This is a genomic window from Amycolatopsis sp. CA-128772 (assembly GCF_002904295.1).
Taxonomy (GTDB): Bacteria; Actinomycetota; Actinomycetes; order Mycobacteriales; family Pseudonocardiaceae; genus Amycolatopsis.
This window is the reverse complement of sequence record NZ_PPHG01000009.1, coordinates 1-20814: the sequence shown is the minus strand read 5'-3', so window position 1 is coordinate 20814 and position 20814 is coordinate 1. Positions and strand designations below refer to the sequence as shown.

Sequence of the window (20814 nt, the reverse complement as noted above, 5' to 3'; positions counted from 1 at the left end):
TCAGACCAGTTCGGCGAGGACTTCGGCGGTGTCCTGGCCGGCCAGCGGGGCCAGGCGGCGGATCGAGCCGGGCGTCGCGGAGAACTTCACCGGGATGCCGACCGTGCGGATGACGCCCTCGCTCGGGTGCTCGACGGTGTCCAGCAGGTGGCCGTCGCGGACGTACGGGTCCTCGTGGGCCTTGTCCAGGTCCAGGACCGGTGCCATCGGGATGCTGTGCTTCGCGCAGACTTCGGCCCACTCCTCGGTGGTCAGCGCCGGGGCGCACACCGCGATCTGCTCGCTCAGCCACTCGTTGTCGGCGCGGTCGATGGCTTCGCCGTTCACGCGCGGGTCCGCGGCGAGGTCGGGCCGCTCGGCCGCGGCGAAGAAGTCGCGGAAGTTCTGCGGGTTGTAGGGGATGACGCAGGCGAGGCCGTCCTTCGTGTGGACCGCGGCGTGGCCCTTCGTCATCGACAGCGCGAAGCCGGTGGGGCCCTCGGGCGGCTCGTAGGTGTGCCCGGCGAGGTGTTCGACCAGGTTGAACGCGAGCAGCGTGTCGGTCATCGGGATCTCGATCTGCTGGCCCTGCCCGGTCTTGTCCCGGTGGACCAGCGCGGCGAGCACGCTGTAGGCGATGGTCAGCGACGAAACCTTGTCGCCGATGATCGTGGGCAGGTAGACCGGCTCGCCGAGCGCGCGGTGGGTCACGTCGACCAGGCCGGAGGAGGCCTGCACGGTCTCGTCGTAGGCGGCGTTCCCGGCGCGGTCGGAGTCGCTGCGGAAGCCCTGCGCGTGGGCGTAGACCAGGCGCGGGTTGCGCTCGGCGACGTCGGCGTAGTTCAGGCCGAGGCGGCTCAGCGCGCCGGGGCGCATGTTGGTGATCAGCACGTCGGCCGTGTCGATCAGCTTGAGGGCCTGCTCGCGCTCGGTCTCGTCCTTGAGGTTGAGGGCCACGCTGCGCTTGTTGCGGTTGACGTTCAGGTTCAGCGCGGTCATGCCCGGCGTGGTGCGGTACTGGCCCACCCGCACGGTGTCCGCGGGGGACTCGATCTTGATCACGTCGGCGCCCAGGTCGCCGAGGATCTGGGCCGCGTACGGGCCCATCACCACGGTGGAGAGGTCGATCACGCGCACGCCGTCCAGTGGTCCGGTCGTGATGTCCGTCATCTTTCTTCCTTTCGCACCTTGCGGTTTCGCTCTACTTACGAACGTAGGCGCATCGGCCGCGAAAGGGAATGATCATGATGCGAACAATGGTGTGACTCTGGCGGTCATACCATTTTGCTAGGAGTTGAGCGGCTCGGCGAAGATCGCTTTTGCGGCATCGACGAGCTCGCGCAGGTCGCCGTCGGTGCGGTCGCGCCGCCAGAGCAGGCCGGTGTCCAGCTGGGGGCGGAAATCGGTGAACGGCAGCACGATGACGTTGTCGAGCCGGTAGCCGTGCATCGGGCTCTTGCTGTCGAGCATGGAAATGGAGAAGGCTTCGCCGCTGGAAATGATTTCCGACGTGCCGCCGTAGCCGGTGTTGCTCAGCCGGATGCGTTTCTTGACGCCGAGTTCGTTCAATTGGTGGTCGAGCTGGTCGAAATACGCGGGGACGATTTCACCTGGTGAGGCCACGTACGGGAACTCGGTGAGCTCGGCGAGGGAAACGGAGTCCCGCCCGGCGAACAGGTCGGCCGGCACGACGGCACCGAGCCGTTCGGTCATCACGGGCAGCTGTTCCAGCGCGGGATCGGTGACCGGCAGCCGGGCGAGGGTGAGCGCGAGCTTGCCGTCGTGCACGCCCTGCACGAGGTCGGCGGTGGTGCCGGGCCAGCGTTTGAGCTCGTAGGTCTGCTTCACCCGTTCGGCGAGGGCGTTGACGCGTTCCCGCAGGTCGGGGTGCACGCCGGCGGGCATCCCGAGGAAGACGGTGCTGCGTTGCGGCGTGGTCGCCTCCTTGAGCTTCCACGGAATGGCGCCGACCTGCTCGAGGACGTCCCGCGCGAGCGGCAGCAGCGCGGCCCCGGCGTCGGTGAGGGTGACGTGGTGGGTGCTGCGGTCGAACAGCTGCTGCCCGAGTTCGTGTTCGAGATCCTTGATCCGCTGGCTGAGCGGGGAGGCGGCCATGTGCAGCTTCCGCGCGGCGGCGGAGAAGTTCAGTTCCTCGGCGACCGCGACGAAGTAGCGCAGGTGCAGCATCTCCATCCCTCGACCCTAACCACCCGACCCTCCCGGCCCCCGAACCGACCGTCCCGGCACACGAGATGCCCCTCCAATCACGCGAGTTCCGTCTCCAATCACGCGAGTTCCGTCTCCAATCACGCGAGTCCCGCCTTCAATCACGCGAGTCCCGGCCCGGATCACGCGAGTGCCGCGTACCGGACCGGCGAACTCGCGTACCCAGGCGGACGACTCGCGTACTCGGAGGGTCGGCTCGCGTGACCCGGCACGTATCTCGCGTGATCCGGCACGTATCTCGCGTGATTGGGCACGTAACTCGCGTGATTGGGGGCGTGACTCGCGTGATTGGAGGGGCATCTCACGTGATTGGCGGGGCGACACGGGCCAGGGGGAACGTGAGGGTGAAGGCGGCGCCGCCTTCGGGGGCCGGGCCGGCCGTCAACGTGCCGCCCATGCGGGTGAGCAGGCCGTGGACCAGGGCCAGGCCGATGCCCGAGCCGACCGGACGGCGGTCGCGGTACCGCGCGTTCAGGACGCCGCGCTCGAACGCCACCGGGTAGTCCTCCGGCGCCAGCCCCGGCCCGCCGTCGCGGACGGACAGGGAAGCCGACGAATCCGACACCGAGAGCGAAAACACCATCGGTGCGCCCGCCGGCGTGACCCGCAGGGCGTTCTCCGCGAGCCCGTCGACCACCTGACGCAGCCGGCGCGCGTCCGCCCGCACCGGTACCGGCGAAGGCGGCACCGAGACGGACAGCGCAACGTCGTCCCGCGAGCACCGCAGCCGCCACACCTCCGCGCAGTCGTGCACCAAAGCCGCCAGGTCCAGCGAAGAGACGTCCAGCCGGAACTCGTCGGCCCCCAGCCGGGCCAGCTCCAGCAGGTCCGTGACCAGCCGCTCGAGCCGCGCGGCCTCCCGCTGGATCGTCTGCCCCGCGCGCACCGCGTCAGCACCGGAAGCGACGCCGTCCGCGATCGCCTCGGCGAAACCCGTCACCGCCGTCAGGGGCGTCCGCAGTTCGTGCGACACCGACAGCAGGAACTCCCGCTGCCGCGCCTCGCTGACGGCCAGCGCGTCGGCCAGCGCGTTCAGCGACCCGGCCACCTCCGCCACTTCACGCGGTCCCTGCACCGGTACCCGCACGTCCCGACGGCCCGCCCGCAGCGAACCCGCGGCCAGCGCGGCCCGGCGCAGCGGCCGGCCCAGCAGCCGCCCCGAGACGAAGCCCGCGAACGCGGCCACCAGGAGACCGATCCCCAGCGCCAGCAGGATGTTGCGCACCAGCGCCCGCTGCGTCGCTTCGGCGTTGCGCGCGGGCAGGACCAGTGCGAACGCCGCCCCGCGCGGGCCCACGACCCGCGTCTCGACCAGGTACTGCGACCCCGCCACCGTGACGCGCCCCGAGTGGTCCGCCGAGAGCCCGAGCTTCCCGGCGGCCTGCACCGCAGCCCCCTCGCCGAGCGCCGGCCCGCCCGCGCGCCGGACCACGACCGAGATGCCCTGCCCGCGCACGACGTCGGCCACCTTGCCGACGCCCAGCCGGTTGCCGATGCCCGTTTCGTCCAGTTGGGACGCAACGACGTCCGCCTGCGCGGCCAGCGACGACTGCAGCGCGTTGTCCGCCGTGGTCCGGATCAGCCGGGCCGCGACCAGCCCCGCGACGATCACCGCCACCCCGGCGACGGCCAGGCACACCAGCGTGATCCGCCCGGCCAGCGACCCCCTCACGCCGGATCCGCCGCGTACCCGATGCCCCGCACCGTCCGGATCGGGCTCGACACCCCGAGTTTCGCCCGCAGCTGAGCCACGTGGACGTCGACCGTGCGCGTCCCCGCCGCCGCGGCGTACCCCCAGACCGCGCTGAGCAGCTGGTCGCGCGAAAGCACCTGCCCCGGGTGCCGGAGCAGGTGCGTGAGGAGGTCGAACTCCGTCGACGTCAGGGAAATCTCGGCCTCGCCCGCCCACGCCCGCCGGCGGAGGACGTCGACGCGCGCGCCGCCCACGGCGAACGTCTCCGCGGCCGGGGCCGTTCCCGCGCTCCGGCGCAGCACCGTCCGCACCCGGGCGGCCAGCTCGCGCGGGCTGAACGGCTTGGTCAGGTAGTCGTCCGCGCCGATCTCCAGGCCCAGCAGCCGGTCGAGCTCGTCGTCGCGGGCGGTGACGAACAGCACCGGCGTCCAGTCCCCGGCCGCGCGCAGCGCCTTGCAGATCTCGATGCCGTCCATTCCGGACAGTCCGATGTCGAGCACGATCGCCACCGGCTTGAGGCGCCGCACCGCGTCCAGCGCGCGGCCGCCGTCGGCCTCGACGTGCACGCCGAAGCCGTCGCGCTTGAGGTAGAGCGCCGCCAGCTCGGCGATCGCGGCCTCGTCCTCGACCACGAGGACGAGGCCGCGTCCCGGTGACCCCATGCCTGCTCCCGTCTCCGCCGTGGTTCAGAGGGGAGACGCTAGCCGGTCAGGGCGAGCCATCGCTGTTCATGTCCGACTCGATCCCGTTCAGCGTCGACTCGATCCCGCCCAGCTCCGACGACGGCGACACCGAGGACGACACCGGGGACGACGTCGAAGGAGCGGGCGAGCCCATCAGGTTGTCCCGGCAGGCCGAGCAGCCGAGCGCGACGAGCGCGGCGGCCCCGACCGCCGCCGCGACCCTCGCGCCCCTCACTTGGCCGGCTTGCAGTGCGCGGACGCGAAGGCGTCGAGCTTCTGCTTGGCCGCGTCCAGCTCGCCGATGCGGCCCTGCCGCTTGGTGGCGCGCTGGTCGAGCTGGTCGGCACGGGCGGTGTGCCCGGCCGTCCGCTGGTCGGCCGCCCGCGCCTTCAGGTTGGCCACCGAGCCCTTGACCTCGGGACCGCCGTTGATCCGCTTCTCCAGGTTCTCGGCCTTCTTCTGCAGCTTCGGCAGCCAGTCCGAGCAGACCTGCTGCGACTCCTCCGGGCTGAGCGTGATCGGCGCCACCGGCGCCGGCGTGTCGGCCGAAGCCAGCGGTGCCGCCACCAGCAGGCAGGCCGCGCTCGCGCCGCCCGCCAGCACCAGCCGCGTCCAGGTGGTTCCTCGCATCGTTTCTCCTCGTATCCGTTCTTGGGTACGGGGAGAACTCTGGCCGGGCGGTGTTCGGAGGGCGTCCGTCTGGTGTTCGGGCTTTGTAAGGCCGACGCTGACCGACGTCCGCGCGAGGTCGAACGTCAGCGTGTCGCCCAGCCGCGGCAGTGCCGGGTCGAACAACTGCCCGTCGGTGCCGCCGAGGAGCAGCCCGAGCCGGTGGCCGGCCGGGACGACGTGGTCGAGCGCGGTGAGGTCGAACGTCATGGGGTACGCCCGGCCCGGGACGAGCGGCTCGCCGTGCCACAGCGACGCGTGGGCCCCAGCACGACCGCGTGGCCAGGTTCTCGACGCCGCTACCGTACATCGCGGTGTTTCGCGTTACGGCCGGCCCGTAGTCGACGAGCGCGACGCCGATCCGGGCGGCGGTCCGGTCCGACGCCGCCGTGACGGTCACCGAAGGGGACCCGGCGAGCCGCACCGGGGGCCGGCAGGAGAGGCCCGGTGAACCGCGTCGTCCAGTCCTCGCGGCCGGTCGCGGGATCGTCGGCGACGGTCGCCGAGCCGGATCCGCGGGCGCCCAGGGTGCCGTCGGCCGAGGGCCGGAACGTCACCGGGGACGTCGCGGGCGGCCAGCTCCGGACGTCGGTCCAGCGGTCCGGCGCGGTCTCGAGGTGCACGGCGGGCTCGCGCTCGACGCCGTTGCGCAGGCCGAGCAGCCAGCGGTCGAACCAGCGGTGCAGCGTGCTGACCCACTGCGCCCGCTGCAGGTCGAAGGGGTCGGTGTGGCCGGCCTGGCTGAGCCACGCCTTGCGCGGGACGCCGGCGCGGCCCAGCGCGTCCCAGTAGCCGGCGAACTGGTTCGGGGTGACGACCCAGTCCCCGAAGCCCTGCGCGATGAGCACGCCGGCCTGCCCGGCGCGCGGGACGTGGTGCACGCTCCGCCAGTAGGCGTTGTAGTCGCCGTTCGTGCCCGCGCGCGCCTTGACGTCGGCCTCGAACGGCCGGCACAGCTCGGCGGCGCGCTCGTTGTAGGTGAAGGACGAGCCGGTGTTCTCCGGCGTGGCCAGGGGCGCGCCGTTCGCGACGAGCTGGGCGTAGTTGTCCGCGACGCCTTCGATCGGCACGATCGCCCTCAGCCCGGCCACGCCCGAGGCCGCCATCCCGATCGCGGTGGCGCCGTCCTGCGACTTGCCGATCGCGCCGACGTCCCCGGTGGCCCAGCCCGCGGTCCGCGGCGGGCCGGATGACGTCGGCGGCGACGCGGTCGGGCTTGCCGTCGTGGTCGTGGTCGGTGCCGGTCTCCACCCACGCCGTCTCGCGGATCGCGTCCGCGTAGGAGTAGACCGGCCGGCTCTCCGGTGGGGCCGCGGAAGCCGCGGGGGCGAGCCCCGCCGTCGTGAGCAGTGCGGCCGAGAACCCCAGTAACAGTCGCATCGGGTCAGTGCATCACGGATGTTCGTACCGGGCCATGAACATCGCCATGGCGGCGTCGACGGCTTCGCGGTCGCCGGTCGTCACGAGGTCGAGCAGCAGCCCGCGGGTCACGGCGAGGCCGAGCCGGGCGTGCGCGGGCCGGTCGGCCGCCGGGACGCCGAGCTGGGCGAGCCGGGCTTCGATGGGGCCGAGCCAGTCGTCGACCACGCCGTCGAGGAACTCCGCCGTGCCCGGGGTGCCGCCGAGGGCCTGGCCGTAGAGCTGGAAGAACAGCTTCTCGTTGGCGCGCAGGTCGTCGTCGGTGAGCCGGCGCCAGAAGCCCGCCGGATCGAGGTCGGCGAGCGCGGCGCGTTGACGGCCCTCGACCTCCCGCGCCACCGCCGTGAGCAGGCCCTCCTTGGAGCCGAAGTGGTAGATCAGCATCCGGTGGCTGGTGCCGAGGTCCGCGGCCAGCGCCCGCAGGCTGCGGTCCGCGCCGCCGTGGCGGGCGATGTGGTCGATCGCCGCGTCGAGCAGCTTCGCGCGCGGGCTTGTGCCGATCATGTACCAGATGGTACACGTACCAAATGGTACAAAGAATTTCGGTGCACGCCGCCACGGCCGCCTCGGCCGACGCCGTGTATGCGTTGCTGCGGGACGGCGCGAGCTGGCCGAAGTGGTCGCCACTGGGGTCGTTCGAGCTGGTCCGCGAAGGGGACGGCGAGCCGGAGGGGCTCGGGGCGATCCGGCTGTTCAAGACCAACGGCGTCCGCTCGTACGAGAAGATCGTCACCCTCGAACCCGGCCGCCGGTTCGGCTACGCGCTGGAGCACGGCCTGCCGCTGCGGGACTACGTCGCCTACGTCGACCTCGCCCCGCGGGCGGGCGGGACCGACATCCACTGGCACTCGACGTTCACGCCGAAGATCCCCGGCACCGGCTGGTTCTACCGGTGGTTCCTCGGGTCGTTCATCAGGCGGGTGGCCGCGGGATTGGCCGCTACCGCCTGAACGGCGTGTTACTCTCCCGGGGAGAGTGAGGAGCGCGCCGTGGGACCCGATCCGTACGACCGCAACTGCCCGACCCGCCAGCTGCTCGACCGCATCGGCGACCAGTGGACGGTGCTGATCGTCGGCGCGCTCTCCGGCGGCCCGCTGCGCTTCACCGAAATCGGCCGCCGGGTGGACGGCATCTCCCAGAAGGTGCTGACGCAGACACTGCGCAGCCTGGTCCGCGACGGCATCCTCGCCCGCACGGCGTACCCGACGATCCCGCCGAAGGTCGAGTACGAGCTGACGTCCCTGGGCCGCAACCTGTCCGAGCCGCTGGACGTGCTCGACCGCTGGGCCCGGCGGCACATGGCGTCGGTCCAGGAAGCCCGGGACGCCTACGACGCGGAGCACACGCCCGCGTCCGCATAGTCACCGTCCAGTTGACAGCTCCTGGACAAACCGTCGCAGTACGGGTTCTGCCGTCCCGTCCGCAGGGACACTGTCGCCGTGCTCAGCGAGACCGTGCCCGCACCGGGCTGGGAAGTCGTTGCCCTCACCGCGTTGTTCGCCTTCGCGGTGTCGCTGACGTCGTTCACGACGCCGCCCTCCGGCCGGCCGAGCCTCCTGCGCAACGCCAACGTCCTGGCCACGCTGTTCCACGAAGGCGGCCACGCGGCGGTGACCCTGCTGACCGGCGGGGACGTCTCCCGCGTCGCCATCACCGGTGCGGGCGACGGCTTCACCGCCTGGAAGCACAAGTCGGGACTGGGCATAGTCCTGGCTTCCGCGGCCGGCTACGCGATGCCGCCGCTGGCCGGGCTGGGGGCGGCCGTGCTGCTGCACCAGGGCCGGGTGGCGGCGGTGCTCGTCCTGACCCTCGTCGCCCTGGTGTTCATCCTGTTCTTCGCCCGGGACCTGCTCACCTTCGCCGTGCTCATCGTGGTGGGGGCGGTCGTGTACTGCGCCTTGCGCTACGCCCCGGGCTGGCTGCGCACCGCCATCGCCTACACCGAAGCCTGGCTGCTGCTGACCAGTGAGATCGACGGCGTGCGGATCCTCGTCGTCAACCGCATGAACCACGGGTTCCGCGACCGGACGGACGACGCCGCCGCGCTGGCCAGGCGCACCGCACTGCCGTCGCCGCTGTGGATCGGCGGCTGGTTCCTGCTCAACGGCTGGGCGTTGTGGCACGCCTTCCCGCTGCTGTGGCCTTAGCGGGCCGCCAAACCGGCTTCGTGGGCCAGCAGCCCGGCCTGGGTCCGGTTGGTGCACTCCAGCTTGACGAGCATCCGCGAGACGTAGCTCTTCACCGTCGCCTCGGCCAGGTGCAGCTTGGCCGCGATGTCCGCATTGGACAGTCCGGCACCCAGGCAGGCCAGCACGTCCCGCTCGCGTTCGGTGAGGCCCGCGGTGCGCCGGCGGGCGTCTTCGCCGCGTTCCCGGCTGTCCGAAGACAACGCCACCAGCCGGCGGGCGGCCGAGGGGGAGAGCACCGTGTGGCCGTCCGCCGCCACCCGGACCAGGCCGATCAGGTCCTCCGGGGGCGTCGACTTGACCAGGAACCCCGCCGCGCCCGCGCGCAACGCCCGGATCACGTACGTGTCCGCGTCGAACGTGGTCAGCGCGACCACCGCGGGCGGCTCGGGCAGCGCCGTGATCCGCGCGATCGCCGTCAGCCCGTCCACGCCCGGCATCCGCAGGTCCATCAGCACCACGCGCGGCCGGTGCCGGACCACGGCTTCGACGGCTTCGGCGCCGTCGCCCGCCTGCGCGACGACCTCGATGTCGCCGGCCGAACCCAGGATCGTGCGCAGGTGCGCGCACACCATCGGCTCGTCATCGACCACGAGCACCGGGATCACAGTGCGTGCCTTCCGCTGTCGGGACGTAGGCGGGCAGTATCGCACCGACCCGGAACCCGCCGCCGGGTGCCGGGCCCGCGGCGAAGCGCCCGCCGACCAGCTCGACGCGCTGGCGCAGGCCCGCCAGCCCGGCCCCGGACCCGCTGCCCGCCAGCGCCGGGTCGGGTGGGCGCACCGCCGCCGTGCTCTCCACCGAGACGTCCAGACCACCCGGGTGGTAGCGCAGCGAGACCGCCGCCGACGCGCCCGGCGCGTGCTTGCGCACGTTGGTCAGCGCCTCCTGCACCAGCCGGTACGCGGTGCGCGCGACGGTCGGCGACACCTGCGCCGGGTCGCCGTCCACCGCCAGCTCCGTCGCCACCCCGACCGACCGGGACTCCTCGACCAGCCGGGCCGGATCGCCCGGCTCGTCCGGGCTGAGCGTCCGCGGCCCGGTCTCGGCCCCGTTGCGCAGGACGCCGACGAGGTCGCGCAGTTCGTCCAGGGCCAGCGCGCCTTCGCGGCGGATGTCCTCGGCCGCCGTCCGCACCGCCGGGTCGGGGGACGTCACGCCGAGCGCGCCGGCGTGCAGCACCATCAGGCTGAGCCGGTGGGTGACGACGTCGTGCATCTCGCCGGCGAGCCGCCGCCGTTCCGCCGCGCGGGCCTGCTCGGCGAGCAGGTGCTGCTCGCGCTCGGCGCGTTCGGCCCGGTCGCGCAGCGACTGCAGCAGCTGCCGCCGCGCCTGGAAGTACAGCGAGCTCAGTGCCGGCAGCGCGGTGCTGAGCAGGCCGAACGGCGTCGTCGCCCAGCTCGGCGTCCACGGCCGCGCGGCGATCACGGCGAGGACGCCGGCCACCCACAGCACGGTCCGCCGGTCCAGCACCCGCGCCGCCTGGGAGAGGATCACCGGGGTGATCGACGGCACCGTGGTCAGGGCGAGCGGGTGCAGCGGCACGAGCAGGCCGGGCGCGAAGGTGTCGGACGCGAGCATGGCGAACGCCGCCGCGGTGACGAACGCGCACACCGGGCCGGGGAACCGGAACATCAGCACGAGGCTGAGGTCGCAGGCGACCTGCAGGGCCAGCCCGGCCGCCGGGCCCCACGCGCCGGTGGTCCGGTCGCCGAGGGCGTAGAAGAGGGTGTTCATCCCGGCGAACGCCAGCGCGGCGAAGATCAGCCAGCCGGCGTCGGAACGGCTCGGCCACAGCGGCCGCCGGGCGATGGTCACGCGGTCACGGTAACCGCCGCTCGCGGCCGCCGCCCCGGGCATGCAACGAAAGTTGCACCTGATCACCCTCCTCGTCGGGTATCGCCGGCGACCCGCACCCGGTGGACTGGGGGCACGCGGTGAGAGGGAGACGGCGGATGTCCCCGGCATCCGCCGTGCGTACGGTGCCCGCCGGCGTTGCTCCCTGCCCGGCGCCGGCGGGCCCCGGACTTTTTCCGAGAGGGGAATGGGATGAACGAGCTGTCGTTGCCCGCGCGGGCCTACCTGCTGGCGTGCGACACCAGGCGCGACCGGCTGCCGGACCGGGAGCGCGTCGCGCTGCTGGTCCGCGCGGCGGCGTTGACGGACCTGGTGCTGCGCGGCCTGGTCGAGGACGCCGACGGCCGCCCGGTGGTCCGCGGCGCGGGCGGCACGGGCCACCTGGTGCTCGACGACCTGCTCGCCGAGCTGGCCGCCGACCCGCACCGCAAGTGGCGCGCGTGGGTGCGCCGCGGCGCCCGCGGCACGCTGCAGTCCCTGGAGGCCCAGCTCGACGCGGCGGGCGTGCTCACGCTGCGGACGTCTCGCGTGCTGGGGCTGTTCCCGCGCCGGCGCCCGGTGGTCCGCGACACGGCAACGGCGGCGGCCCTGCACGACGAGGTGGGGGCGGCCCTGCGCAGCGGTTCGCCGGTGCCGCCGGAGGTCGCGGCCCTGACGTCCCTGGCGGCGGCGGTCGAGCTGGGCACGGTCCTCCCGCGCGGCGAGCGCCGCCGCCACCGGGAGCGCCTGGCCCGCCTGGACGCCCAGGCGGGAGCGGCGGTTCCGGCGCTGCGCAAGGTGATCCGCGAGCTGCACGCGGCCCGCACGGCCCGGATCGCGGCCGCCTCCGGAGGCGGCGGCTGAGCGGGTCAGGCGGAAAAGAGCCGGTGGAGGTAGTAGTCCACTGTGGACACGGCCGCGGCCGGCGTGCGGTGGCCCATCAGGATTTCCGAGCCCTGCGAGTCCGCGATCGCCCACAGCAGGGCTGCCTCGATCGCCGGGTCGGCCGACGCCGGGACGTCACCCGCCTCCTGGGCCTGGCGGACCTGGTCGGCGAAGAAGGCCAGGAGTTCCGGCACGCCCTCGCCGAAGGCCGCCGCCATCGCCGGGTCCGCCACCGCGCGGATGAAGTACGCGACGCCGATGAGGAAGTCGGCTTCGCTGTCGGGATCGCGGGGCAGGATCTCCACCAAGCACGCGCGCAGGATCGACCGCGGGGTCGGCGGTCCCTCGGCGAGGACCTTCGCGGTGATCCGCTCGCTGCGCAGCTTGTGGCGGTGTTCGAGGGCGTAGCGCAGCATTTCGTCCTTCGTTTTGAAGTAGTGCTGCACCGACCCCATGGACATGCCCGCCTCGGCGGCGACCTGGCGCAGGCTGACGCCCTCCAGGCCGGCGCGCGTGGTCAGCCGCTGCAGCGCCTCGGCGATCTGCACCCGGCGCTGCTCGTGGTCCACCTGCTTCGGCACGTCCGCTCCCGGTTGTCATGCGATCGCATTGCGAAACCGGGGGTCTCGCCGTTACGATGCGGTCGCATTGTAAAACAACCTCGGGGGGTGTCCGGTGGAGACCGGAACAGTGCGGCTGCGGCCGCCCAGCCACGCGCTCGACCGCCGCGCGATCGCCTGGTGGCGGGCGCAGGGGGCGGTGACCTTCGGACCGGTCGTGCTGGTGCTCGCCGGGCTCGGGCTGCTGATCCCGCCGGCCGCGGCGTGGCTGCTGGGCCCGGCGGCGGTGGTCGCCGTGCTCGGCGCGGCCTGGTGCGCGGTGCTGCCGCGGTGGTGGTTCGGCCTGCACCGCTGGGAGGTCACCGACACGGCGGTCTACGCGCGCTCGGGCTTCCTGTGGCAGGAGTGGCGGGTGGCGCCGCTGTCGCGCGTCCAGACGGTCGACACGCTGCGAGGCCCGCTGCAGCAGCGGTTCGGGCTGGCGACGGTCACCGTGACGACGGCCTCGGCCCGCGGCGCGGTCAAGCTCCGCGGCCTCGACGCGCAGCTCGCGGCCGACGTCGCCGAGCGGCTGACCGAACGCACGGACGCGACGCCCGGGGACGCGACGTGAGCGCCTGGCGCCGCCTGGACCGGCGTACCCTCGGCGTCACCGCCGTGCTGCTGGCCGGCCTCGCCGTCTCGGCGGGCACCCCGGTCGCCGTCGGAACGCGGTCGTGGTGGCTCGTCCCGGCCGCCGCCCTTCTCGTCGGCGCCGGCGTGCTGGCCGAATACGTCCGCTGGCGGCACACCCGCTTCCGCTGCACGTCCGAACGCCTCGAAATCGAGTTCCGGTTCGCCGTCCACACGCGCAAATCCCTGCTCCGCGACCGGATCCGCACCGTCGACCTGACGGCCGGCCCGCTGCACCGTGCGTTCGGCGTGGCCGCGCTGTCGATCGGCACCGGGCAGCAGGAGCGGATCACCCTGTCCCCGCTCGCCCGGGCCGACGCCGAGGCACTGCGCTCCGAACTCCTGCACCGGCTCCCGGAACCGTCCACCCAGGACGGTCCACTCGCGACACTCGATCCGCGCTGGATCCGTTACGCCCCGGTGTCGTTCGTCGCCCCCACGCTCGGGCTCGCCGCGTTCGGCACCCTGTTCAAGGTGGCGGACTGGTTCGGCGCCGGCGGCGGGCTGCTGAGGTGGCTGCGGAACCTCTTCGGCGACCTGCCCCTGGCCGCCGGGATCGTGCTCCTGCTCGTCCTGGCGACGGTCGCCGGCGTGGCCGGGGCGGTGGGCCTGTTCGCCGAGATGTGGGCGCACTACCGGCTGGACCGCGAGCCCGGCGGCACCCTGCGCGTCCGGCGCGGGCTGCTCACCACCCGGTCGACCACGGTCGAGGAACGGCGGCTGCGCGGCATCGAGCTGGTGGAGCCGCTCGGGGCCCGGCTCGCCGGCGCCGCGCGGGTGGACGCCATCGCCACCGGGATGCCGCGCGACGACGACAAGACCGAGGCCAAGACGCTGGTGCCCGCGGCGCCGCGCGCGGTGGCGTACGACGTCGCGGCGAAGGTCCTGGGCGAGCGCGTCGAGCCGGCCGGGCTGGTGCCGCACCCGGTGGCGGCCCGCGGGCGGCGGCTGCGGTGGGCGCTCGCCACGGTGCTCGTGCCGGTGCTCGTCCTGCTGCTGCTCGGCGTGCTGCTCACCGACGTCCTGCTCGTGCTGGGCGCGGTGCTCGCCGTCGTCGCCCTGCCGGTGGCGGTCCTGCTCGCCCGGGACGCCTACCGCAGCCTCGGGCACGGCACGTCCGGCCGCTACCTGCTGCTGCGCGCGGGCACGGTCCGGCGGAGCACGGCCGTGCTGAAGCGGGACGGAATCATCGGCTGGACGGTGCGGCAGTCGGTGTTCCAGCGCCGCCGCGGGCTGGCGACGTTCACCGCGACCACGGCGGCGGGCGCCTACGCGATCCGCGACGCCGACGCCGCGGAGGGGCTCGCCTTCGCGGCCGGCGCCGTCCCCGGGGTGCTCGCGCAGTTCGCTTCGGTGCCCGCCGAACCGTCGCGGGCCTAGGTTCGGGGCATGGACGAATTCCGTGCCCTGCACGTCCCCGGCTCCCCGCTGCTGCTGCCGAACGCGTGGGAGTTCGGCGTCGGCGCCTTCCTCGTCGCCCAGGGCTTCCGCGCCCTGGGCACGACCAGCCTCGGCGTCTCGGCGGCGGCGGGGGAGCCGGACGGCGCGCCGTCGACGCGGGACGCGACCGTCGCCCTGGCCCGCCGCCTGGCGCGGCTGGACGCGCTCGTCAGCGTCGACATCGCCGACGGCTTCAGCGCGAACCCGGCCGCCGTCGTCGGCCTCGCGGCCGAACTCGCGGACGCCGGCGCCGTCGGCGTCAACCTCGAGGACGGCCGCGCCGACGGCTCGCTCGCCCCGGTCGACGTCCAGTGCGCGCTGGTCACGGCGGTGAAGGAGCGGGTGCCCGGGCTGTTCGTCAACGCCCGGACCGACACGCACTGGGCGGGCGACCGCTCCGTCGCCGAAGCCGAACGGCGGGTGCGCGCGTACGCCGCGGCCGGCGCGGACGGCGTCTTCGTGCCCGGCCTGGCCGCGCCGGGCGACGTCGAGCGGATCGTCGCCGCCGGTGTGCCGCTCAACCTGCTCTTCCTGCCGGGCAAGAGCACCCTGGCCGGGCTCGCGGAGCTGGGCGTCGCGCGGGTCAGCCTCGGCTCGCTGCCGTACCGGATGGCGCTGGCGGCCGCCGCCGGGACCGCGCTGGCCGTGCGCGACGGCCGTGACCTGCCGCTGAGCCCGCCGGCCTACGCCGACGTCACGGCCCTGCTGCCGTAAATCGGGTGAACCGGCCGGGCCGGATCTGCTTGCCTGGAGGCATGCGCGCCTTCGGAACCGACTTCGCCGCCCCGCCCGGATACCTGAACACGCCCAGCGTGGGTGTCCCGCCCGCGCCGGTCGCCGCGGCGGTGGCCGAATCGGTGGAGCGGTGGCGGACCGGGGCGACGCGGCCGGGGGAGTTCGACGAGTACGTCACGCGGGCGCGGGCCGGGTTCGCCCGGCTGCTCGGCGTCGAACCCGCGCGGGTCGCCAGCGGCGCGTCGGTCTCGCAGCTCATCGCCAACGTCGCCGCGGCCCTGCCCGCCGGCACCCGCGTGCTCGCCGCCGAGGGCGACTTCACCAGCGTGACGTTCCCGTTCGCGGCCCAGCCCGGCGTCACGGTGACCGAGGTGCCGCTGGACGTGCTGCCGTCGCGGGTCGAGGGCCACGACGTCGTCGCGGTGAGCGTCGTCCAGTCCGCCGACGGCCGGATCGCCGACCTCCCGGCCCTGCGCGCCGCGGCCGAGGCCGCCGGGGCGGCGGTGCTGCTCGACGCGACCCAGGCGGCCGGCTGGCTGGCGCTGGACGTCGCCTGGGCGGACTGGGTGGTCGGGGCGAGCTACAAGTGGCTCTGCGCGCCCCGCGGCGGCGCCTGGCTCGCGGTGCGGCCGGACGCGCAGGAGCGCACCCGCGCGGTCGCGGCGAACTGGTACGCGGGGGAGGACCCCTGGGCCACGGTCTACGGCCTCCCGCTGCGCCTGGCCGGCGACGCCCGCGCGTTCGACCTCTCCCCGGTCTGGCTGGCCCAGGTCGGCTCGGCCGCCGCCCTGGAGTACTTCGGCGGCCTCGACCTCGCGCAGGTCCAGGCGCACAACACCGGCCTGGCCGACGCGCTGCTGGCGAAGCTCGGGCTGCCCCCGCGCGGCACCGCGATCGTGGCGCTCGACGCCGACCCGGCGCGGGTGGCCGCGGCGGGGATCGTGTCGAGCGTCCGCGGCGGCCGGGTGCGGGTCGGTTTCCACCTCTACAACACCGTTGACGACGTCGAACGCGTTTTTCCCGCGTTCGGGTGAACCGCGGAACGCGGGTGAACTACCGTATGGCCCCGTGGTTGGTGCGCATTTCACCCCAGGCCCGTCCGACACGGCCCCGCTGGGCGCGGTTCCCCCGCAGCCCCGCCCGCCCGTGCCGGGACCGCCGGCCCGCGACACCCGGTCCCTGCTGCTCAGGGGCGCCGGGCTGGTCGCCATCGCCGTCGTCTCCGGGCTCATCTGGTTCCTGATCCGGCACGACTCGGCCCCGGACGAGCCGGTCGCCCAGCCGCCGGCGCAGAACACCGGGCAGTTCAAGTTCACGCTGGTCGCGGGGCCGGTGAAGACGACGGACTGCGCCGACAAGTCCTACGGGCAGACCCAGCGCTTCTTCCAGGACAGCCCGTGCCGGTCGCTGGTCCGCGCGCTGTACACGACGGAGTCGGGCGGCGCGAAGGCGCTGGTCTCCGTGGCGCTGGTCGGCATGCCGGACTCGACCCAGGCGAAGGCGCTCAAGGCGCTGACCGAGAAGGACGGCACCGGCAACGTCACGGACCTGGTCAAGGACAAGACGTTCGCGGGCACCGGCACCCCGAGCGTGAGCGGCAAGGACGCGGCGTACTCGTCGAAGGTCGACGGCACGAACACGACGATCGTGCTGGCCGACTTCTACGCCAAGCACAAGGACAAGGACCTGATCGAGCGGATCGCCGACGACGCCCTCCGCCTGTCGGCCGACCTGCACTCCTGACCCGGGTGCCCAGCGCCCCAATGTGGCGTTGGTGGCGTCAGACGCACCCAATGTGGCGTTCGGTGCGTCTGACGCACCGAACGCCACATTGGGGCGCTGGGGCGGCGACCGCTCAGCTGTTCTGACCCGGCATCGCGATGACGGCCGGCTTCACGCCCGCCTCGGAGCGCCACGGCGTGCCCCGGCGTGAAGCCGCGACCAGCGCGTGCAACGCCGTCGTCCGCAAACCCGCGTCGTCGGTGTGGTCGATGACCGCCAGCCAGGCCGACGCGCAGTCCGCCTCGGCCGTCGCGACCACCTGCGCCGCCGACTTCGAGTCCGTCACCGGGTTCTTCGGCACGTACGCCGCCTCCGGCGCGACCGGGGTCGCCCCGGCCGCCGAGAGCATCGTCTGCAGCAGGTCGCGGCGCACGGCGTGCTCCGCCGCGCCGCTCTTCTCCGCGTCGCCGAAGTCGCCCGGCAGGAAGGCGCTCACCAGCCCGTACACCCACACGGCGGCGTGCTCGGCGGCCAGCGCGCCCTGCAGCGGGTCCACCGCCTCCGGGGGCACGGTCCCGGAGGCCGCGGCCGGCGGCTTCGGGGCGTCCTCGCCGGGGCCCAGGGCCGGGGCGGTCCGCTGCAGCGCCGCGCAGCCCGCCGCCACCGCGGCGGCCAGGCCGGCGCGGTACCGCGGCAGCCCGGGCACGAGGTCTTCGGCCTGCTTGCGCGCGGCCGCCAGGCGGTCCTTCAGGTCGCCCAGCGCGGCCGGGACCGGTGGCGCCGCCGACGGCGACGGCACCGGCCGGTTCAGCCGGTCCACTTCGGACTTGAGGGCGGCCGCGTGGGCCGCGCGCGCGTCGGCGAGCTGGCCGGCGGCGTCGGTGTCGGCGCCCTTGGCCAGCGCCCGCGCGGCGTCGGCGTCGGCCTGGGCGGCGGCCAGCAGCGGCCGCAGCGGGTCGGGGCTTTCGTCGTAGCCGGGCCCGCAGGCGGCGAGGGGCACGGCCAGGGCGGCCAGGGCCGCCGCGCGGAGGGCGCCGCGGCGGGTCAGCTCGGTCGGTCTTCCGGTCACGCCGCCCCATCCTGCCAGGCCCCGGGGCGGCCCCGCCGCTCGCGCGGGCCCAGCGGGCGACCGGATAAGCTGGTCCACCACCGACCCGACCACCCAGCCCGAGCAAGGAGACCCCCACGTGCCAGGAGAACTCGCCAGCCGGCTTCAGCCGATAGTGGCCGAAGCCGTCACCGCCGCGGGTTTCGACCTCGACTCGTTCGAGGTGCAGCAGGCCGGCCGGCGGCAGCTGGTCAAGGTCGTCGTCGACGCCGACGACGGGGTCGGGCTGGACGAGGTCGCCGAGGTCAGCCGCAAGGTCTCGGCGGCGCTCGACGAGAACGACCACGTGCTGGCGAGCGCCTACACGCTGGAGGTCACCTCGCCGGGGCTCGACCGCCCGCTGACCCAGGCCCGGCACTGGCGGCGCGCGCGGTTCCGGCTGGTGAAGGTCACCCCGGCCGACGGCGCGGCCTTCATCGGCCGGGTCGGCCACGCGGGCGAACACGCCGCCCGCGTCCTCGAAGGCGGCAAGCTCCGCGACGTCCGCTACGCCGACGTGGCGAAGGCGGTCGTGGAGATCGAGTTCAAGCAGCCGCCCGCCGAGGACCTGAAACTGCTCGAAGACGACGCGTCCGGCATGATCGCGGCCGAGACGGAGAAGGGGTCGAAGTGAACGTCGACATCGCCGCGCTGCGGGCGATCGAACGGGACAAGGACATCCCCTTCGAAACGGTGATCGAGGCCATCGAAACGGCCTTGCTCACCGCGTACAAGCACACCGAGGGCCACCAGTCGCACGCCCGCATCGACATCGACCGCAAGACGGGCCTGGTGCGCGTGCTCGCGCACACGCTGACCCACGACGGCCAGGTCGACGAGGAGTGGGACGACACCCCCGAGGGGTTCGGCCGGATCGCCGCCACCACCGCGCGCCAGGTCATCCTGCAGCGGCTGCGCGACGCCGAGCACGAGAAGACCTTCGGCGAGTTCTCCACCAAGGAGGGCGAGATCGTCGCCGGCGTCATCCAGCGCGACGCCCGGGCGAACGCGCGCGGCATGGTCGTGGTCCAGGTGGGTGACACCGAGGGCGTGCTGCCCTCCGGCGAGCAGGTGGCCGGCGAGTCCTACGAACACGGCAACCGGATCAAGGCGTACGTGGTCACGGTGTCGCGCAGCAACCGCGGCCCGCAGATCACGCTCTCGCGCTCGCACCCGAACCTGGTGCGCAAGCTGTTCGCGCTCGAGGTGCCGGAGATCGCCGACGGGACGGTCGAGATCGCCGCGGTCGCGCGCGAGCCGGGACACCGCACGAAGATCGCGGTCAAGTCCACCGTGGCGGGCGTCAACGCCAAGGGCGCCTGCATCGGCCCGGTCGGCGCGCGCGTGCGCAACGTGATGAGCGAGCTGGCCGGTGAGAAGATCGACATCATCGACTTCTCCGAGGATCCCGCTCGCTTCGTCGGGAATGCGCTGTCGCCCGCGAAGGTTGTCTCGGTACGAGTCGTGGACGAACGGGCGAAGACCGCCCGCGTCGTGGTGCCGGACTTCCAGCTGTCGCTGGCGATCGGCAAGGAGGGCCAGAACGCCCGCCTCGCCGCCCGTCTGACCGGCTGGCGGATCGACATCCGCAGCGACGCCGCACCCGCGGACGACGAGGGTGATCAAGACCACGCCCGTCCGCCGCGGCCCGCCGCGACAACCGGTTCGGCTGAGTGAAGGTCGAAGCGCTAGACTCAGTAGTGGTTCAACGCCCGCGGCGGGTAGCCGAGCACCAGCCCCACCGGATTTCCCCGGTGCGGACTTGTGTCGGCTGCAAGCGGCGGGCATTGACCGGTGAGCTGCTGCGCGTGGTCGCGGTGGCCGGGCGGGTGGTCGTCGACGAACGTCGGCGGCTGCCGGGCCGGGGGGCTTGGCTGCACCCCGACCCGGACTGCCTGGCCAAGGCCGAACGGCGGCGGGCTTTCCCGAGAGCCTTGCGGGCTCCCGGGGCGCTCGATGCCCGCGAGGTCCGCGAGCGCGTCGAGCACACCACCACGCACCACGAGCCCGGGACGTCCCCGGGGTCGCGAGGAACCAAGGAAGCAGGTCGGACCCGTCATGAGTCAGCCGTGAAGCTGAAGCCATGAGCGTCAGACAATAAGGACGAGGTCAGCGGTGTGCCGCCTGGCCTCCCCTAGATGAGGAGAGTTGTGCCAGGCAAGGCCCGCGTACACGAGCTCGCGAAAGAGCTCGGCATCACCAGCAAGGACGTGCTCGCGAAGTTGAAGGAACAGGGCGAGTTCGTCAAGTCCGCGTCGTCCACGGTCGAGGCGCCCGTCGCCCGCCGTCTCCGCGACGCGTATGCGCCCAAGGGCGCCAAGAAGCCCACCCCCGGTCCGTCGGCGCGCCCCGGCCCGCCGGCCGCCAAGCCGGGCCCCGCCGCCCCGAAGCCCCCCGCGCCTGCCCAGCAGGCTCCGGCGGCCCAGGCGGCTCCGGCTCCGGCCGCGTCGGCTCCGGCCGCACCCCAGCAGCAGGCGCCCGCGGCGTCGAAGCCGGCCACCCCGGGGCAGCGCCCCGGCCCCCGGCCCGGCCCGCGTCAGCAGCCCGCCGCGCCCGCACCCGCGGAGCAGGTCCCGGCCGCGAAAGCGGAGGCCCCGGCCGCTCCCAAGCAGGACACCCCGGCGACGCCCCCCGCGGGCGGCACCGGTTCGGTCGTCCCGCCGAAGCCGCAGGGCCCCAAGCCCGGCGGTCCCAAGCCCGGCCCGCGCACCCCGCGCGTCGGCAACAACCCGTTCGGCGTCGGTTCCGGCGCCCCGGCCCCGCGTCCGCAGGCTCCGCGCCCCGGTGGCGGGCAGGGCGGCGACAACCGGCCCCCGCGTCCCGGCGGTGGCGCCGGCGGTGACCGTCCGGCCCCGCGGCCGGGTGGTGGCGCCGGTGGCAACCGGCCGAGCCCGGGCAACATGCCCCCGCGGCCGAACCCCGGCATGATGCCGGGCCGCACGCAGCGTCCCGCCGGTCCCGGTGGCGGCGCCCGCGGTGGTCCCGGTGGCGGCGCCCGTGGCGGTCCCGGTGGCGGCGCCCG

The 20814-nt window shown here is 74.0% G+C and carries 24 protein-coding genes and 1 pseudogene; 13 read left to right on the top strand and 12 right to left on the bottom strand.

The annotated features are described in order from the left end of the window. The 8 genes and pseudogenes from C2L59_RS03585 to C2L59_RS03550 form a co-directional block, all read right to left on the bottom strand. Nucleotides 1-1149 carry a CaiB/BaiF CoA-transferase family protein gene (locus tag C2L59_RS03585; protein ID WP_199198897.1) on the bottom strand — a complete coding sequence of 383 codons (1149 nt, stop codon included), beginning with the start codon at nucleotides 1147-1149 and terminating at the stop codon, nucleotides 1-3. Nucleotides 1150-1266: 117 nt separating this feature from the next. Then, a complete protein-coding gene (locus tag C2L59_RS03580) occupies nucleotides 1267-2172 on the bottom strand; it encodes a LysR family transcriptional regulator (protein WP_103348072.1) in 906 nt (301 codons plus the stop codon). Between the two features lie 334 nt (nucleotides 2173-2506). Then, the gene (locus tag C2L59_RS03575; RefSeq protein ID WP_103348071.1) at nucleotides 2507-3877 is read right to left on the bottom strand and encodes a HAMP domain-containing sensor histidine kinase; all 1371 of its coding nucleotides are present in this window, start codon (nucleotides 3875-3877) and stop codon (nucleotides 2507-2509) included. Next, nucleotides 3874-4560, bottom strand: coding sequence for a response regulator transcription factor (locus C2L59_RS03570; protein ID WP_103348070.1), 687 nt, complete (start codon nucleotides 4558-4560; stop codon nucleotides 3874-3876). Before C2L59_RS03570 ends, C2L59_RS03575 begins: the two co-directional genes overlap by 4 nt. Before the next feature lie 46 nt (nucleotides 4561-4606). Then, nucleotides 4607-4816: a hypothetical protein gene (locus tag C2L59_RS03565; RefSeq protein WP_103348069.1), complete on the bottom strand. Its 210-nt coding sequence runs from the start codon at nucleotides 4814-4816 to the stop codon at nucleotides 4607-4609. Continuing rightward, nucleotides 4813-5211, bottom strand: a complete 399-nt coding sequence (locus C2L59_RS03560) for a hypothetical protein (RefSeq protein WP_103348182.1) — start codon at nucleotides 5209-5211, stop codon at nucleotides 4813-4815. The genes C2L59_RS03565 and C2L59_RS03560 overlap by 4 nt, the downstream gene beginning before the upstream one ends. A gap of 75 nt (nucleotides 5212-5286) precedes the next feature. Continuing rightward, nucleotides 5287-6630: pseudogene (locus tag C2L59_RS50215) on the bottom strand (CocE/NonD family hydrolase C-terminal non-catalytic domain-containing protein); the annotation flags it as partial. Between the two features lie 12 nt (nucleotides 6631-6642). Then, nucleotides 6643-7173, bottom strand: a complete 531-nt coding sequence (locus C2L59_RS03550; RefSeq protein WP_103348068.1) for a TetR/AcrR family transcriptional regulator — start codon at nucleotides 7171-7173, stop codon at nucleotides 6643-6645. 23 nt (nucleotides 7174-7196) lie between these two features. Here C2L59_RS03550 and C2L59_RS03545 point away from each other — a divergent pair, with 23 nt between their 5' ends. The 3 genes from C2L59_RS03545 to C2L59_RS03535 all read left to right on the top strand — a co-directional run bounded on the left by C2L59_RS03545 (nucleotide 7197) and on the right by C2L59_RS03535 (nucleotide 8816). Further along, nucleotides 7197-7619, top strand: coding sequence for an SRPBCC family protein (locus C2L59_RS03545; RefSeq protein ID WP_103348067.1), 423 nt, complete (start codon nucleotides 7197-7199; stop codon nucleotides 7617-7619). Between the two features lie 39 nt (nucleotides 7620-7658). Beyond that, complete coding sequence (locus C2L59_RS03540; protein WP_103348066.1) at nucleotides 7659-8030, top strand: helix-turn-helix domain-containing protein; 372 nt, start codon at nucleotides 7659-7661, stop codon at nucleotides 8028-8030. A gap of 78 nt (nucleotides 8031-8108) precedes the next feature. Further along, the gene (locus C2L59_RS03535; RefSeq protein WP_103348065.1) at nucleotides 8109-8816 is read left to right on the top strand and encodes a M50 family metallopeptidase; all 708 of its coding nucleotides are present in this window, start codon (nucleotides 8109-8111) and stop codon (nucleotides 8814-8816) included. Here C2L59_RS03535 and C2L59_RS03530 read toward each other — a convergent pair. Continuing rightward, nucleotides 8813-9463: a response regulator transcription factor gene (locus C2L59_RS03530; protein WP_103348064.1), complete on the bottom strand. Its 651-nt coding sequence runs from the start codon at nucleotides 9461-9463 to the stop codon at nucleotides 8813-8815. The two genes, C2L59_RS03535 and C2L59_RS03530, sit on opposite strands and share 4 nt — an antisense overlap. Continuing rightward, entirely contained in the window at nucleotides 9438-10673 is a 1236-nt protein-coding gene (locus tag C2L59_RS03525; protein ID WP_103348181.1) for a sensor histidine kinase, read from the bottom strand. The genes C2L59_RS03530 and C2L59_RS03525 overlap by 26 nt, the downstream gene beginning before the upstream one ends. 231 nt (nucleotides 10674-10904) lie before the next feature. On the opposite strand from C2L59_RS03525, the gene C2L59_RS03520 reads away from it, so the two are divergent. Then, nucleotides 10905-11555, top strand: coding sequence for a GPP34 family phosphoprotein (locus tag C2L59_RS03520; RefSeq protein ID WP_103348063.1), 651 nt, complete (start codon nucleotides 10905-10907; stop codon nucleotides 11553-11555). 5 nt (nucleotides 11556-11560) lie between these two features. Here C2L59_RS03520 and C2L59_RS03515 read toward each other — a convergent pair whose 3' ends face one another. Continuing rightward, nucleotides 11561-12157, bottom strand: a complete 597-nt coding sequence (locus tag C2L59_RS03515) for a TetR/AcrR family transcriptional regulator (protein WP_199198896.1) — start codon at nucleotides 12155-12157, stop codon at nucleotides 11561-11563. 94 nt (nucleotides 12158-12251) lie between these two features. On the opposite strand from C2L59_RS03515, the gene C2L59_RS03510 reads away from it, so the two are divergent. The 5 genes from C2L59_RS03510 (at nucleotide 12252) to C2L59_RS03490 (ending at nucleotide 16726) form a co-directional block, all read left to right on the top strand. Then, on the top strand, nucleotides 12252-12749 hold the full coding sequence (locus C2L59_RS03510) for a PH domain-containing protein (protein ID WP_233223254.1): 498 nt from the start codon (nucleotides 12252-12254) through the stop codon (nucleotides 12747-12749). Then, entirely contained in the window at nucleotides 12746-14188 is a 1443-nt protein-coding gene (locus C2L59_RS03505; RefSeq protein WP_103348061.1) for a PH domain-containing protein, read from the top strand. Before C2L59_RS03510 ends, C2L59_RS03505 begins: the two co-directional genes overlap by 4 nt. A gap of 9 nt (nucleotides 14189-14197) precedes the next feature. Beyond that, nucleotides 14198-14962 carry an isocitrate lyase/phosphoenolpyruvate mutase family protein gene (locus C2L59_RS03500; protein WP_103348060.1) on the top strand — a complete coding sequence of 255 codons (765 nt, stop codon included), beginning with the start codon at nucleotides 14198-14200 and terminating at the stop codon, nucleotides 14960-14962. A gap of 41 nt (nucleotides 14963-15003) precedes the next feature. Then, complete coding sequence (locus C2L59_RS03495; RefSeq protein WP_103348059.1) at nucleotides 15004-16017, top strand: aminotransferase class V-fold PLP-dependent enzyme; 1014 nt, start codon at nucleotides 15004-15006, stop codon at nucleotides 16015-16017. A gap of 112 nt (nucleotides 16018-16129) precedes the next feature. Beyond that, the gene (locus C2L59_RS03490) at nucleotides 16130-16726 is read left to right on the top strand and encodes a hypothetical protein (RefSeq protein ID WP_103348058.1); all 597 of its coding nucleotides are present in this window, start codon (nucleotides 16130-16132) and stop codon (nucleotides 16724-16726) included. 112 nt (nucleotides 16727-16838) lie between these two features. Here C2L59_RS03490 and C2L59_RS03485 read toward each other — a convergent pair whose 3' ends face one another. Continuing rightward, nucleotides 16839-17774: a ferritin-like domain-containing protein gene (locus C2L59_RS03485; RefSeq protein WP_103348057.1), complete on the bottom strand. Its 936-nt coding sequence runs from the start codon at nucleotides 17772-17774 to the stop codon at nucleotides 16839-16841. Nucleotides 17775-17892: 118 nt separating this feature from the next. On the opposite strand from C2L59_RS03485, the gene rimP reads away from it, so the two are divergent. From rimP to C2L59_RS03465, 4 genes are all read left to right on the top strand, one after another. Further along, nucleotides 17893-18426 carry a ribosome maturation factor RimP gene (gene rimP / locus C2L59_RS03480; protein ID WP_103348056.1) on the top strand — a complete coding sequence of 178 codons (534 nt, stop codon included), beginning with the start codon at nucleotides 17893-17895 and terminating at the stop codon, nucleotides 18424-18426. After that, a complete protein-coding gene (gene nusA, locus C2L59_RS03475) occupies nucleotides 18423-19469 on the top strand; it encodes a transcription termination factor NusA (protein WP_103348055.1) in 1047 nt (348 codons plus the stop codon). Before rimP ends, nusA begins: the two co-directional genes overlap by 4 nt. Beyond that, the gene (locus C2L59_RS03470; protein WP_370444712.1) at nucleotides 19466-19879 is read left to right on the top strand and encodes a YlxR family protein; all 414 of its coding nucleotides are present in this window, start codon (nucleotides 19466-19468) and stop codon (nucleotides 19877-19879) included. The genes nusA and C2L59_RS03470 overlap by 4 nt, the downstream gene beginning before the upstream one ends. 63 nt (nucleotides 19880-19942) lie before the next feature. Continuing rightward, the coding region (locus C2L59_RS03465; protein ID WP_199198894.1) for a translation initiation factor IF-2 N-terminal domain-containing protein at nucleotides 19943-20814 on the top strand (872 nt) is incomplete at its 3' end.

Excerpts from the sequence above, each read along its gene's own strand:
- C2L59_RS03585 (WP_199198897.1), bottom strand. The coding sequence starts at position 1,149 with ATGACGGACATCACGACCGGACCACTGGACGGCGTGCGCGTGATCGAC.
- C2L59_RS03550 (WP_103348068.1), bottom strand. The coding sequence starts at position 7,173 with ATGATCGGCACAAGCCCGCGCGCGAAGCTGCTCGACGCGGCGATCGAC.
- C2L59_RS03560 (WP_103348182.1), bottom strand. The coding sequence starts at position 5,211 with ATGCGAGGAACCACCTGGACGCGGCTGGTGCTGGCGGGCGGCGCGAGC.
- C2L59_RS03570 (WP_103348070.1), bottom strand. The coding sequence starts at position 4,560 with ATGGGGTCACCGGGACGCGGCCTCGTCCTCGTGGTCGAGGACGAGGCC.
- C2L59_RS03520 (WP_103348063.1), top strand. The coding sequence starts at position 10,905 with ATGAACGAGCTGTCGTTGCCCGCGCGGGCCTACCTGCTGGCGTGCGAC.
- C2L59_RS03500 (WP_103348060.1), top strand. The coding sequence starts at position 14,198 with ATGGACGAATTCCGTGCCCTGCACGTCCCCGGCTCCCCGCTGCTGCTG.
- C2L59_RS03580 (WP_103348072.1), bottom strand. The coding sequence starts at position 2,172 with ATGGAGATGCTGCACCTGCGCTACTTCGTCGCGGTCGCCGAGGAACTG.
- C2L59_RS03495 (WP_103348059.1), top strand. The coding sequence starts at position 15,004 with ATGCGCGCCTTCGGAACCGACTTCGCCGCCCCGCCCGGATACCTGAAC.
- C2L59_RS03545 (WP_103348067.1), top strand. The coding sequence starts at position 7,197 with ATGGTACAAAGAATTTCGGTGCACGCCGCCACGGCCGCCTCGGCCGAC.